Origin of the sequence: Franzmannia qiaohouensis (assembly GCF_031451695.1) — a bacterium.
Classification (GTDB): Bacteria; Pseudomonadota; Gammaproteobacteria; order Pseudomonadales; family Halomonadaceae; genus Franzmannia; species Franzmannia qiaohouensis.
The window spans coordinates 116,622-129,584 of sequence record NZ_JARWAM010000014.1 but is presented as its reverse complement, the minus strand read 5'-3'; the positions used below and the strand labels follow the sequence as shown (position 1 = coordinate 129,584).

At 58.2% G+C, this 12,963-nt stretch carries 15 protein-coding genes; all 15 read left to right on the top strand.

What is annotated here, in order from left to right; translation table 11 throughout:
• The first annotated feature begins 137 nt into the window (after positions 1-137).
• On the top strand, positions 138-452 hold the full coding sequence (locus QC821_RS17790) for a hypothetical protein (protein ID WP_309724278.1): 315 nt from the start codon (positions 138-140) through the stop codon (positions 450-452).
• A gap of 72 nt (positions 453-524) precedes the next feature.
• The gene (locus QC821_RS17785) at positions 525-1,493 is read left to right on the top strand and encodes a DUF932 domain-containing protein (protein ID WP_309724276.1); all 969 of its coding nucleotides are present in this window, start codon (positions 525-527) and stop codon (positions 1,491-1,493) included.
• A gap of 104 nt (positions 1,494-1,597) precedes the next feature.
• Positions 1,598-1,783, top strand: a complete 186-nt coding sequence (locus QC821_RS17780; protein ID WP_309724274.1) for a hypothetical protein — start codon at positions 1,598-1,600, stop codon at positions 1,781-1,783.
• Positions 1,784-1,793: 10 nt separating this feature from the next.
• A complete protein-coding gene (locus QC821_RS17775; protein ID WP_309724272.1) occupies positions 1,794-2,534 on the top strand; it encodes an ERF family protein in 741 nt (246 codons plus the stop codon).
• 58 nt (positions 2,535-2,592) lie between these two features.
• Positions 2,593-3,204 carry a lambda exonuclease family protein gene (locus tag QC821_RS17770; RefSeq protein WP_309724271.1) on the top strand — a complete coding sequence of 204 codons (612 nt, stop codon included), beginning with the start codon at positions 2,593-2,595 and terminating at the stop codon, positions 3,202-3,204.
• Between the two features lie 11 nt (positions 3,205-3,215).
• A complete protein-coding gene (gene radC, locus QC821_RS17765; protein ID WP_309724270.1) occupies positions 3,216-3,713 on the top strand; it encodes a RadC family protein in 498 nt (165 codons plus the stop codon).
• Between the two features lie 454 nt (positions 3,714-4,167).
• Positions 4,168-4,371, top strand: coding sequence for a hypothetical protein (locus QC821_RS17760; RefSeq protein ID WP_309724268.1), 204 nt, complete (start codon positions 4,168-4,170; stop codon positions 4,369-4,371).
• A gap of 284 nt (positions 4,372-4,655) precedes the next feature.
• The gene (locus QC821_RS17755; protein WP_309724266.1) at positions 4,656-5,351 is read left to right on the top strand and encodes a GntR family transcriptional regulator; all 696 of its coding nucleotides are present in this window, start codon (positions 4,656-4,658) and stop codon (positions 5,349-5,351) included.
• A 121-nt stretch (positions 5,352-5,472) separates the two neighbouring features.
• The gene (locus QC821_RS17750) at positions 5,473-6,474 is read left to right on the top strand and encodes a DctP family TRAP transporter solute-binding subunit (RefSeq protein WP_309724264.1); all 1,002 of its coding nucleotides are present in this window, start codon (positions 5,473-5,475) and stop codon (positions 6,472-6,474) included.
• Between the two features lie 2 nt (positions 6,475-6,476).
• On the top strand, positions 6,477-7,106 hold the full coding sequence (locus tag QC821_RS17745) for a TRAP transporter small permease (protein ID WP_309724262.1): 630 nt from the start codon (positions 6,477-6,479) through the stop codon (positions 7,104-7,106).
• Complete coding sequence (locus QC821_RS17740) at positions 7,103-8,374, top strand: TRAP transporter large permease (RefSeq protein ID WP_309724260.1); 1,272 nt, start codon at positions 7,103-7,105, stop codon at positions 8,372-8,374. Before QC821_RS17745 ends, QC821_RS17740 begins: the two co-directional genes overlap by 4 nt.
• Before the next feature lie 46 nt (positions 8,375-8,420).
• A complete protein-coding gene (locus QC821_RS17735; RefSeq protein ID WP_309724258.1) occupies positions 8,421-9,902 on the top strand; it encodes an aldehyde dehydrogenase family protein in 1,482 nt (493 codons plus the stop codon).
• 30 nt (positions 9,903-9,932) lie between these two features.
• A complete protein-coding gene (locus QC821_RS17730) occupies positions 9,933-11,093 on the top strand; it encodes an iron-containing alcohol dehydrogenase (RefSeq protein ID WP_309724256.1) in 1,161 nt (386 codons plus the stop codon).
• Positions 11,094-11,145: 52 nt separating this feature from the next.
• A complete protein-coding gene (locus tag QC821_RS17725; RefSeq protein WP_309724254.1) occupies positions 11,146-12,210 on the top strand; it encodes an Ldh family oxidoreductase in 1,065 nt (354 codons plus the stop codon).
• 20 nt (positions 12,211-12,230) lie between these two features.
• Positions 12,231-12,935 (top strand): RraA family protein, encoded by a 705-nt coding sequence (locus QC821_RS17720; RefSeq protein ID WP_309724252.1) that lies wholly within the window; start codon positions 12,231-12,233, stop codon positions 12,933-12,935.
• Positions 12,936-12,963 lie beyond the last annotated feature (28 nt).

Here is a 12,963-nt window from a genome sequence, read left to right as displayed (position 1 = left end):
CTTGGTTACCGGACACCGGCACAGGTGTTTTTGGGTGAATACTCAGGAGCCCTCAACACCGCAGGTGCTGCGCTTATTACTTGAATTCAGGATCTGAGCCCGCTCCGGGCTTTATCCACCTGCACAGGAGTCGTGATATGCCCCCACCCTGCATGCGCTGTGACTCGCAGCGCGTCATCAACCTCGAGACCGCCCGCAAGCTGGGTATCGCGGCCGGCGCACTGGCCGGAACGCTGAAAGGTACCTACACCTCGCTTCATGCTCCCGGCAGGCTGATACCTACCACCGCGTTCCCGGTCGGCCGGGTAGCGGCGGCCGTGATGGCCGGTACCTCAGGCGGTATTGCCGGTGCCGCTGCTGGCCATCGTGTGGTGCTGCACCTGTTTCCCGCGGGTGAAGGCACGCCTTGGCTATGCCTGGGCTGCGGCCACGCCTTCCGAGATCTCGGCTGACACGCTTCCCCACTTCCCTCATCCCATCCACGCCGGCGCCTTGCCGGCTTTTTTTCGTCTAGGAGTTTTTTCATGGCACACCTGATCGAGCAAATGGCTTACGTCGGCGACACCCCTTGGCATGGCCTGGGGCAGCAGCTGTCGCGTCATCAACCGCTGGAGGTCTGGCGTCAGCAGGCCGGCATGGACTGGCATATCGAGGCATCCCCGGTGCGCTTCATCGCCGATGGCGAGGACCACCTGGGCAGCATCCACTCCTTCCCGGAGCAGAAGGTGCTCTATCGCTCCGACACCCGAGCACCGCTGTCGGTGGTCTCGCAGCGCTACAAGGTGGTGCAGCCGGAGGAGGTGCTGGAGTTCTACCGCGACCTGACCGAGTACGCAGGCTATGAACTAGAGACCGCCGGCGTGCTCAAGGGCGGGCGCAAGTTCTGGGCGCTGGCCCGCAGTGGCCTGGGCAGTGCGCTGAAGGGCCAGGATCAGGTGAATGCCTACCTGCTGTTGGCCACGTCCTGTGACGGCTCGCTGGCCACGGTGGCGACCCCCACGTCCGTGCGAGTGGTGTGCAACAACACCCTGACCATCGCCGTGGATGGCATAGCGCAAGGCGTGAAAGTGCCGCACAGCACCGAGTTCAATCCCCAGCGCGTCAAGCAGCAATTGGGGATCTCGGTCTCGCAGTGGGACGACTTCATGTACCGCATGAAGACCCTGGCCGAGCGCAAGGTCAGCCGGGGGGAAGTGCAGACCTACTTCCAGTCGGTGATCTGCAACGCCGAGGCGCCGCTGGAGGATCCTTCCAAGTTGCCCAACGTCCGGGCTCTCAACCGCGTCCAGACGCTCTACCACGGCGAAGGCCGTGGCGCGCGACTCTGCACGGCACAGGGCACGGCCTGGGGCCTGCTCAATGCGATCACCGAGTACGTCGACCACGACAAGCGGGCGCTCAGCAACGACACCCGCATGGACTCCGCCTGGTTCGGTCAGGGGGCCAGCCTGAAGGACAAGGCCCTGGCCTCTGCCATGGCGCTGGTGGCTTGACCGATAGCGCCATTCCCTCGCAGCTCGTTATTCCTTCATCCCTTCTCACCACGCCATAGCGCCCGGCCCATCACGGCCGGGCGTTTGTGCTTCTGGAGGTACCGATGCAACCGCCCATGACATTCGAGATGTGCCGCGCCCTGACCCTGCTGACCCGTCAGTTGCTCGAGGCCAATGAGCATGAAGCCCAGACCCACGTGCTGGCCAAGGGCCAGGTCTATCGCGTGGTCGTGTCGCTTGAGCCGGTCCCTGCCGACCAGCTCCAGAACGTCATCAACCGTTACCAGTAAGGAGGTCACCATGGCCACCCCCATCCATCCGGATACCCGCACCAAGACACCGGTCACTCCCTCCCACCAGGAGAGCACCGCGATCATCCAGGTGATCGAGCGCGCCGCCCTCAACCCCGAGGTCGACATCGACAAGATGGAGCGCCTGCTGCAGATGCAGGAGCGCGTGCTCGATCGCCAGGCGCTGATGGCCTACAGCGCCGCCATGGCGGCCATGCAGACGGAGCTGCCGAGCATTGCCGAACGCGGCCAGGGCAACAACGGGGCCTACGCCACCCTGGAAGACATCGTCGATACCGTGCGCCCGATCATGCAGCGCCACGGCTTCGCGGTGAGCTTCCGTATTCAGACCCAGGAGCGCGGCATCCAGATCACCGGCGTGCTGATGCATCAGGACGGTCACCGAGAGGAAACCAGCATGCTGCTGCCGGCCGACGTCAGTGGCAACAAGAACGCCGTGCAGGCCTTCGGCTCGTCGACCAGCTACGGCAAGCGCTACGTGCTGTGTGCCCTGCTGAACATCACCACCCGCGGTCAGGACGACAACGGCCATGGCGCTGGGGCACCGGTGAAGGTGGTCACGCCCTTTCAGGCGAGTCAGCTCAAGCAGCTGATCAGCGCCTGCCCCGTCACCACCCAGGAGTGGTTCGTCGGCAAGTACGGCGAGGTCGAGCGCGTTCCGCGCAGCGACTTCGACAAGCTGCGCGCCTCGCTGCACAAACGGACCTTACCCAATCAACAACGCCACTGAGCCATCGGCGAGGGGACAGCCCTCGCCGCTATGCCGTGTCATCGAAATGGAGATCGTCATGCAGATCCTGACACTGGACCAGGGCACGCCGGAATGGCATGCCGCACGTCTCGGCATCGTCACCATGTCCGAGCTGAAGTCCCTGCTGGTCAAGGGCAAGGGGCCGGGTGGCTTCGGAACAGGCGCCATCAGCTACATGCATCAGTTGATCGGCGAGCGCATCACCGGCGAGCCCTCGGATGCGTTCCAGGGCAATGCCCATACCCAGCGGGGCCACGAGCTGGAACCGGTAGCCCGCGAGCTCTACCAGGAAGCCACTGGGCTGCCTCGCCTCGAGCAGGTGGGCATCATCCTCAACCACGGGGTGGGCTATTCCCCGGATTGCCTGGTGGACAGCCACGGCTTGGCCGAAATCAAGACCAAGCTGCCCAAGTACCAGATCGAACTGCTGATTGAGGGGGAACTGCCCCAGGAGCACGTCGCCCAGTGCCAGGGCGGCCTGTGGGTCAGCGAACGGGAGTGGATCGACTTCGTCAGCTATTGGCCCGGCATGCCGCTGTTCGTGAAGCGCGCCTACCGGGACGAGGCGCTGATCCGCACCATCGCCGAGCGGGTCGAGGCCTTCTACGAAGAAATGGAGCGCCGCATGGCGCAAGTGATGGCGGCCTGAGGAGAGCGACCATGAACCATCGCAAGCTGAGTGCCGGCGAGACCGCCGGTACCTATCGCATCACCGACACCGTGACCGAGGCGGAACTGCTGAGCATCGCCAAGGCCTTCGCCCGTCGCCGTCTGGCCAGGGGGCGCAAGATCACTCAGCCAGCGCTAGCGTTCGAATACCTGCAGATTCTATTGCAGGACTATGAGCACGAGGTGTTCAGTGCCATCTTCCTCGATAGCCAACACCGGGTGATCAGCTTCGAAGAGTTGTTCCGCGGCACCATCGACTCGGCCAGCGTCTACCCCCGTGAGGTGGTCAAGCAGGCCCTGGCCAACAATGCCGCGGCGGTAATACTGGTCCACAACCACCCCTCGGGTGATCCGGCCCCCAGCGAGGCTGACCGGCGCATCACCCAGCGTCTGAAGGAAGCGCTGGGGATGATGGAGATCCGCGTCATCGATCACATCGTGGTCGGGAGCGAGGGCTGTGTCTCCTTTGCCGAACGTGGCTACCTGTAACCTGACGAGATGTACGCCACCACGGCGCTTCCCAAGGGGAGGTGCCGTGGTGGAACATCTGACAGATGCTTCTTTTTTGCGTGACATGTATCAAAAAGTCTAGAAAGCAATGGGAACATGGCAACACCGTACCTGATGGTTCACGTGTTGCACTTGGTCATTGAGACCGCCGACTTTTAGGTCTATGGATCCTGAATCTAAATAATAAGCGCAGCATCTGCGGTGTCCACTGCTGTTGGGCAAGATCAGGGAGGGCAGTGCCCTGCACCGCGAGCACATCACCTCGTTCCAGACACTGCCGCTCTAACTCGATGGCCTGCGCGTCGTTCACGCCTGCTGACACCGCCCCTCGCTGGATATCCTGGCGGCGCACCTCAATGAACGGCAGCATCTCCGTCCCGACCATGGCCGGCCGTGGCGCGAGGGAAGCGTCGTCTACTATGTCCCGAAGACCTTGCTCAAGGGGCTGGAGATCCGGCTGCCCGCCGGCCATGAGTTCCACGACAAGGACGGCAACCTTCGCCGGCACATCCGTACCCGCTGGTGGCGGCAGGAACGGCTTTCCTACCGCGACCGGGCCATGGTGCCGGAAGAAGACATCAATGCAGATTCCATACGAGCCGATCCCCGAGCACGTGCTGCCGAGCTACGACGGTGACACAGGCCGCTGTTCGTTGGTCACTACTGGCTGATCGGCACGCCGGAACCGCTCAGCCCCCACATCACCTGTCTCGACTATAGCATCTCCTCCAGTCACGCCCATAGCGAGGGCGAGGGCGAGGGCGAGGCTATGCGCCTACCGCTGGAATGGCGAATCGACTCTGGATCCGCAGCATTATGCGAGTGGGGCATGGCATAAGACTAAGGTATAGTGGAATCCTGTGTGTGGTATACCTAGGGTATGCGGTATACCAGAAACAAAGAAGGCTACAGGATATCGTCATGGCTACCGTGCGCTCCGTAAGTGAGCAGGTCTACGAAGAGATGGTTAGAAGAATCATCGATGGGACACTACCGCCGAACGAGCTACTCAGCGACCGGGCCTTAGCCGATCAGTTTGGGGTAAGCCGAACTCCAATCAGGGAAGCCTTCCATCAATTAGAATCCGTAGGGCTAATCAAACGGCGTTCCCGTATTGGTTGGGTCGTCACTGACTTCAACCGACGAGATGTCGTGGAACTTATCGAACTTAGGGCCATCCTGGAAACGGCAGGTGTACGATGTTTGATAAATGGGAGTGATGAGGAACGGGAGCGGGTAGGCGCGCTGTTCCATGGCTTTGAACTTCCCTTCGATGCGGAGTCGACAGCGGAATATTTACGGTGCGACCACGATTTCCATAGCACCATCATCAATGCTACGCGTAACAGCCGAATCATTGATGTTTATCGGCGTGTCAACCTACAGATTGATCGCGTGCGTCACTTCATCTCGTACCGTGCGCAGAGTCGCGTGGAAGAGAGTCTTGAGGAGCACCGGCGGATTACGCGCGCGATAGCAGCGAAGGATGTGGATTCTGCTGTCGCCGAGCTCAACGCGCATCTACTCAACGTTCAGTACAAGTTCGTTAATCTGCTGGATACTGTCACTGTTTCCAGTGTCGATAGAGAAAAGGAGGTGCTTGTTCCCATAAAATGAACGAATAAGTTAAAATCTCAATAATCTCTGAAAGAGTGAGATAAAACAAATTCCAGAATTGTCAATTCTGAGAAGAGATCAAAAATAACATTCAGATTTTCCAATCCTGAAGGAGAAAATAATGACACCATTAGTAGCAAAGTCGGGGCTCGCTGGCCTTCTAGCAATCTCTATGCTCGGGACAAGCGCTCATGGCCAGGAGACTGTAAGATTGGCGGTTGGTGACCCGCTGGGTTCTGCTGTCGGCCTTGCTGCCCAAGACTTCGCGGAACGCGTCGACAAGGCCACGAATGGTCAAGTAGAGGTCGAAGTCTTCCCGGACGGCGTGCTCTTTGGGGGAGACCAAAATGCCGCCGTCAATATGGTGCAAAATGGTTCGCTAGATGCCACGATATTGTCGACATCCGTGTACGCATCTTTCAAGTCCTGTATGAACGCTATTAGCCTTCCCTATCTCTTTAGTGACTATGACGAGTTTGCGGACTATCTTGAGGGGGAGCCCGGTCAGCAGCTTCTAGCGTCTCTTGGAGACATGAATACGGAAGGCTTGGCGCTCATGATCCGTACATTTCGGCATGTGACAAACAATGAGCGGCCCATCCAAACACCAGACGATCTCAAAGGTTTAAAACTTAGGGTTCCGAACAACGAGCTGTGGGTTGGGTTTTTCGGTCCGCTTGGTGCAGAACCTACTCCTATGAATTTCACGGAAGTTTATACGTCGCTGCAACTCGGGACTATCGATGGTCAGGAAAATCCCGTAGAGGTCCCCCTCGCCAATAATTTCTACGAAGTCCAAGACTACCTCTCACTCACCGGCCACCTTGCAGACGGCTATGTTCTTGCCTTCAACCAAGACTTGTGGGGTGAGTTTGATAAGGATACACAGGCGGCATTGCGTAACGCTGCCCAAGAAGCCGCACGCTTCAAGCTTGAAAACGATACCGCTGAAGAAGAGCGCATGGTCGCCGAGTTGGAAGAGCTGGGCATGAAGGTAAATCGTCTTAGCGAGGAACAGCGGACCGCATTTCAGAAAGAGGCCCATGAGCTTTATCCACGCTTTGAATCCTTGGTTGGCGAGCAATGTATGGACCAGACCATGGAATACCTCGGACGGGGTTAGATATGGCTAAGATGAATGTCATGCATGATAAACCTACGTGTCGTGAAGCGCCAAGGATTGGCGCTTCCATCGAAGCCAAGGGTAATGAGGGCCTAAAAAACAGTGAAACTGTACACTCGGAGATAGGAGGCTGCACCGGAATCAAAAAGGGGCCTTTGTGGCGAGGAGTAGAAATACTGCTGTTCTGCGGGGTGGTTGGCATGCTGGTAGTGGTCACCCTTCAGGTAGTGGCACGCCTCACTCCGATGTCACTGCCCTGGACCGAGGAGCTCACTCGCTACCTTTTCATCTGGACGACGTTCCTTGGGCTTTCCGTGGGAACACGCTCGGTAAGTCACGCACGCATTTCGCTCGTGATCGGGCGCTTACCACGTTTATTACAGCGAGTAGCGTTACATATGTATTTTGTTGCTAGTTGCACGTTCTTTATGGTACTGGCCTATACGGGCTGGAGGTTGGTCATGCAGCAATTTTACAACGGAGAGACGTCGCCCGCTCTTGGCATCGGTATGTACTTGATTACCACATCGGTGGTGGTCAGCGCCCTACTCGCATTGTGGGCTCTCGTAGAGTCAGTTTATCTGGATCACCGTACCCGTAGTTATCTGGAAACTGGGGAGACCATAGGATGAGTTGGGTGCTACTCGGAAGTTTCTTTGCATTGAGCCTAGTCGGTGTGCCCTTGGCAATATCGTTGGGGCTGGCAACTACACTGACATTTTTACTGTTCGACCTGCCGTTGTCACTACTCGCTCAGCGCATGTACAGCTCGATGAACAGCTTTCTTTTGGTGGCGGTGCCACTGTTCATCCTCGCTGGTAATGTCATGGGAGGAGGAGGCATCTCAGATCGCATTTTCTTCGCTGCCAATTCAGTCGTTGGCCGTTGGCGGGGCGGCCTTGGCCAAGTAAATATCATCGCCAGCATGATTTTTGGTGGTATCTCGGGCTCTTCGGTTGCCGATGTCAGCGGGCTGGGGCCCTTGCAAATCAAGGCCATGGAGGAACGTCGTTACCCCAAGCCCTATGCCGCGGCACTGACCATGGTGACCTCAACGCTCGCCTCAGTTGTACCCCCGAGTATCCTGATGATCATCGCGGCCACTGCCGCCGGGCAGTCAGTGGGCGCCACGCTAGCAGGCGGCTTGGGCCCTGCCGTCCTGGTCGCAACGCTCTTCATGATTCTGAACTATTACCTGGCGGTACGTCGCCAGTATGGCGAGGTGCTCGCAATGGGGTTTCGCGATGCTGTTCGGAACCTGCTCGTCGCCGTACCGGCACTAGGTGCGCCGGTGATCATTATGGGGGGGATTTTCGCAGGAATCATGACACCCACCGAAGCAGCCGGCATGGCGGTGCTCTATGCGCTCGCGGTCGGAGCGCTTATTTACCGGCAGGTAAAATGGAGAGGGCTCCCGAGGATGATCATTGACACAGGCATAACTACCGGCACCATCCTGTTTATAGCCATGTGTGCTTCGGTGGCTACCTATGTCTTTACAGTCGATGGCCTGCCAATCAAGGTGTCAAACATTATTCTCTCACTCTCTGAGGATCCCTTCACAGTGATTCTTCTGATGGGAGTCGTGTTTGTGGTAATCGGCATGTTCATGGACATCATTGCCGCAATCCTGATCCTTACACCGGTATTGATGCCGACGGCCCTTACCGTTGGTATCAATCCCATTCACTTCGTCGTTTTCATGGTGACGGCACTTGCCGTGGGGCTATCCACGCCGCCTGTCGGCATATGTTTGTTCGCTACTTCGCAGGTTTCAAACCTCAGTGTTGAGCGAATTGTACAGGCGGCAGTACCATTCTACCTTGCCATGATTGCCGCACTCGGACTGCTAGCATTATTCCCCGACATCATCCTTTTCCCGGTGAAGCTATTTATGTAATGGCTGGTCACCGAAGAGTCTTCGAAGCAAAAAGGAGCACAAACAAATGCACAACTCTCAGCAAAATGGGGCAGCCCTAATGAGCGAGACAGCTGATATGATCTGGGCGAGTTATGTCAATGGCCGGTGGCTCCACGAGGGTGAGACGATCTCACTGGCTGACCCGGGAGATACCGGCCGTATCGCTCGGCAATACTACTTGGCATCTGCCGAGAATGTTGATGAAGCCGTTCGGGCCGCTGCGGCGGTATTTCCTGAGTGGGCGGAGACCCCCCCTGCTTCGCGCGCGGCTTTTGTCTACGATCTCATTGACCTGTGGCGTGGCCGCGTGGATGAAATTGCCAAAGTGGTCACGCAGGAGATGGGTAAGCCATTCGGTGAAGCTCGCTCCGAAGCCGTTCGCGCAATCGACGAGATGCGCTTCTGGGCCGGGCAGGCCCTACGACTTGGCGATCGCACGTTTGAGAGTGCACGTCGTCATACTGAGGCCTACACGATCCGGCAGCCAATCGGGCCGGTGGCGGCTATTTCGCCATGGAACTTCCCCATCCTTTCGCCGATCCGCAAGCTTATTCCTGGGTTGATCTGTGGTTGCCCCGTAGTGCTAAAGCCAGCGCTTCAAGCGCCCGGAGCCTCCGTGATTCTGTTCAGGCTCCTGGAGGAAGTTGGGTTGCCATCCGGGGTTGCGAATCTGCTGATCGGCTCCGGACGCGATGTTGGCGACCGGCTCGTCCGCGACCCTAGGATCGCTGGAATCACCTTCACCGGATCCACCGATATTGGCATCCGTCTTGGCACACTGGCTGCAGAACGTAATGTCCGCACACAACTCGAGATGGGTGGGAAGAATGCTGCTGTGGTGGCCGGCTACGCCGACATTGAACATGCTGCGAAGGAGATTGCCAACGCGGCTTTCGGTGTCTCCGGTCAACGCTGCACGGCCATCAGTCGTGTGATTGTGCCTGAGGCAGAGCGAGCCGAGCTCGAGGCGGCGCTGGTTGCACGAGTTGAGGCGCTTCGGGTGGGTTACGGCCTCGACGAAGAGACCGAAATGGGACCGCTCGCCAGCAACGAGCAGGTCGAGAAAGTCCGCCATTATGTCGGCTTAGCCGAGCGGGGAGAGGGCCGAGTCCTCACCGGTGGCCACGATATCAACGGCGACGGCTACTACTACGCGCCGACGGTAATCACCGACGTGGCGCCTGGCTCGGCGCTGGCCACTGAGGAGGTCTTCGGCCCGCTCCTCGTCGTCATTCCTGTCGCTGATCGAGAGCAGGCCATCCAGGTGAACAACGAAGTGCGTTACGGACTGGCCTCGGCAGTGTTCACCGACGACATGAATTTCGCCCACGCCTTCACTCGCTCCTCCCAAGCGGGAATGGTTCATGTCAACCATGGTACGAGCAGTGAGGGGCACCTTCCGTTCGGGGGATGGAAGCAGTCTGGGCAGGGTGCATTCGGTATCGGGGACACATCTGCGGAGTTCTATACGGCGCTTAAGGCTGTATACCGTATGCATAGTGGCTAATACATCTACAAATACCTTTGGAGTGAACCAATGAACTATCACCGTCCTTTCAGCTTCGAGATGCCCACTAAGATCGAGTTCGGCATTGGGTTGACACGCAGGCTCGGAGAATTCGTGGAGTCGCTCGGCGGTAGCAAGGCCCTTGTGATCACAGACCCAGGTCTGATTGCGGCCGGAGTCGTCGAGCGGGTAACCAGCGCTCTGTCGCAGCACGGCATTGAGCCTATCGTTTTCTCGGAAGTAGAGTCTGAACCCGACGCCCGTGGCGTCGAGGCGAGCGTCGAGCTTTTCCGAGAGAGTGGATGCGACGTCATCGTGGCCGTAGGCGGGGGGAGTGCTCTCGATACAGGAAAAGCAGTTTCGGCGATGCTCACCAACCCCGGCCACATCCGCGACTATGCTGGGCTTGGGGTAGTGAAGAAGCACGGTGCGCCATTCGTGGCTATCCCAACCACCGCCGGAACTGGCAGCGAGTCGACCATCTGGTCTGTCATCTCTGAGAAAGACAAAGGTCTGAAGTACGGGGTGGGGAGCCCTCTCATCGTTCCCGATGTAGCCCTCTGCGATCCCGAATTGACGGTTTCGTTGCCGCCAAGGATCACCGCGGTGACCGGTATCGACGCCTTGGGGCACGCGCTTGAATCCTACGTCAATAAGGCGACTCAGCCCGTCTCAGAGGCGCTCTCCGAGAAGGCCATCATGCTCATCGGTCGCTCCTTGCGCACAGCGGTATTTGCCGGCGATACGGTGACCGCGCGTGCTGACATGCTTCTCGCCTCGAGTCTGGCGGCGATGGCATTCAACCCCACCCGTCTCGGTCTGGCTCATGCGCTCGCGATGCCCTTGGGCTCTCAGGCAAAGATCCCGCATGCAGACGTCATCTCCATCCTGCTACCACCGGTGATGCGATTTAATGTGGTAGCGAACCAAGAAAAGTTCGCACGCATCGCCGAACTCTTCGGGGAACAGGTGAATCATCTTTCGCTTCATGATGCCGCCGAGACCGGTGTGCGTAGTGTCGAGCGGTTAATCCGTGACGTGGGTGCTCCTGATTCATTGAGCGATTATGGCGTCCGCGAAGAGGATCTAGAGGCACTGGCAGAAGAGGGCCTTCAATCGGGCAATGTGCCGGTTAACCCCCGAGTTACGACGGCGAAGGATCTGGTTGCCATCATGCGGGAGTGCCTGTGATGAGTAAGTTGCACTGTGCAGATATCCTAGGCAGTCAAGGAGAATCCTGCAGATGACGGAACTACTCATAGCACCAGACGCATTGCAGTCGCACTGTAGCATGATCCTGCAACATCACGGTCTTCCAGTGGAAGATGCCGACGTGGTGTCTACGTCCCTCGTCGACGCCAACCTTCGAGGCGTGGACTCCCACGGGGTAAGCCGGATGCCGATTTATATTGAGCGTCTGCGGCGAGGGCTCGTAACACCCAATCCGAAGATTCGCATCATCAGCGGCAGGGGCGCCTCATTGCTGGTGGACGGAGATAATGGCATGGGCGCAGTGGTAACCACCAAAGCCTTGGAAATGGCTCAGGAGCGGCTTGGCCAGTACGGCTCGGTGAGCGTCGGGATCAAGAATAGCAGCCACTACGGCTCCGGAGCCTATTACGCAGAACAGGCAGCAGCGCGCGGTGCCGCGTCATTTCTCTACTCCAACGCGCCTTCGACCATGGCCCCATGGGGCGGTGTCGATCCATACCTTGGCACGAACCCCTACACTTTTGGTGTCCCAGCAGGCAAGCACGCGCCAATCATTCTAGACATGGCAACCAGCGTGGTGGCCAGAGGCAAGATTATCTTAGCGGCCGACGCTGGAAAGGAAATTCCCGAAGGGTGGGGCATCGACAGTGAAGGACGGCCCACTACCAATGCCCGAGCGGCACTCGATGGTAGTGTACTCCCCTTCGGCGGTCCGAAAGGCTACGGCATTGCACTGATGATCGACATCATGGCCGGCGTCCTGACCGGAGCGGGTTTTGGTCCACGGATCGGCGATCTCTACCGAGATTTCGAGAAGCCCCAGAATGTCGGTACCTTCCTACAGCTGACCGATGTGAGCACATTTCTTCCCATGGAGGATTTTCGAGCAAGAATCGAGTGCATGATCGACGAGATCAAGTCGGCGCGTCGTGCAGCAGGCGTAGAGGAAATCTTCCTCCCCGGCGAGATCGAGCGACGCAAAGCCGAACAACGGCGCGAACGTGGTATCCCTCTGCCCGAGGAAACTGTCGATAACTTGAACTCCTTAGGCATTTCTGGCCCAGACTCCGTCTTGACCGGCAGCGCGATTAACTGAAAACAGAGTGGAGAGCTGATGTGAATCGATTGACCCTTTTCAATGCAGCAGTGCGCCCTGATCAGGCACTAATCGAGCGGTTTGAGCGTCTCAATACGCCGTCTATCTCCGACAATCTGGAGCGAAACCATGGCTGTGTCGGGGTCCATGCCGTGGGTGCCTGCTTGACGGCCTTGGGGATGACGACAATCGCTGGCCCAGCGCTGACCATTCGAACTCGACCTGGGGACAATTTGGTGGTCCATAAGGCCATGGATATTGCGCAGCCGGGGGATATACTCGTCATCGATGCCCACGGCGAAGTCACCAATGCCATACTCGGAGAAATCATGTGTCGTTATGCCCGATCTCGAGGTATTGCAGGGATTATCGTCGATGGGGCTGTCCGCGATTGTGAAGCGATTGGATCAGGTATTCTACCCGTCTTTGCCAAGGGCGTATCGCATCTCGGCCCTTACAAGAGCGGCCCAGGCGAGATTCACGGAACTGTCAATATCGGTGGTATGACGGTCAACGACGGAGACATTGTGGTGGGCGACGCCGATGGTGTGGTTGTCGTGCCAGCTTGGCGAGCCGAGGAGGCGGTCCATGCCGCAGAAGCTGTAGTAGAGATGGAGCGTCAGCAAGTCAGTGACATCAATAACGGAACCCTCGATCGCACCTGGATTGACGAAGCGCTCGAGGTGAAGACCGTAGATGAAATCCAACGGTACCGCACGGCTTAAATATATTGATCGGGATTGTTAAACAGTA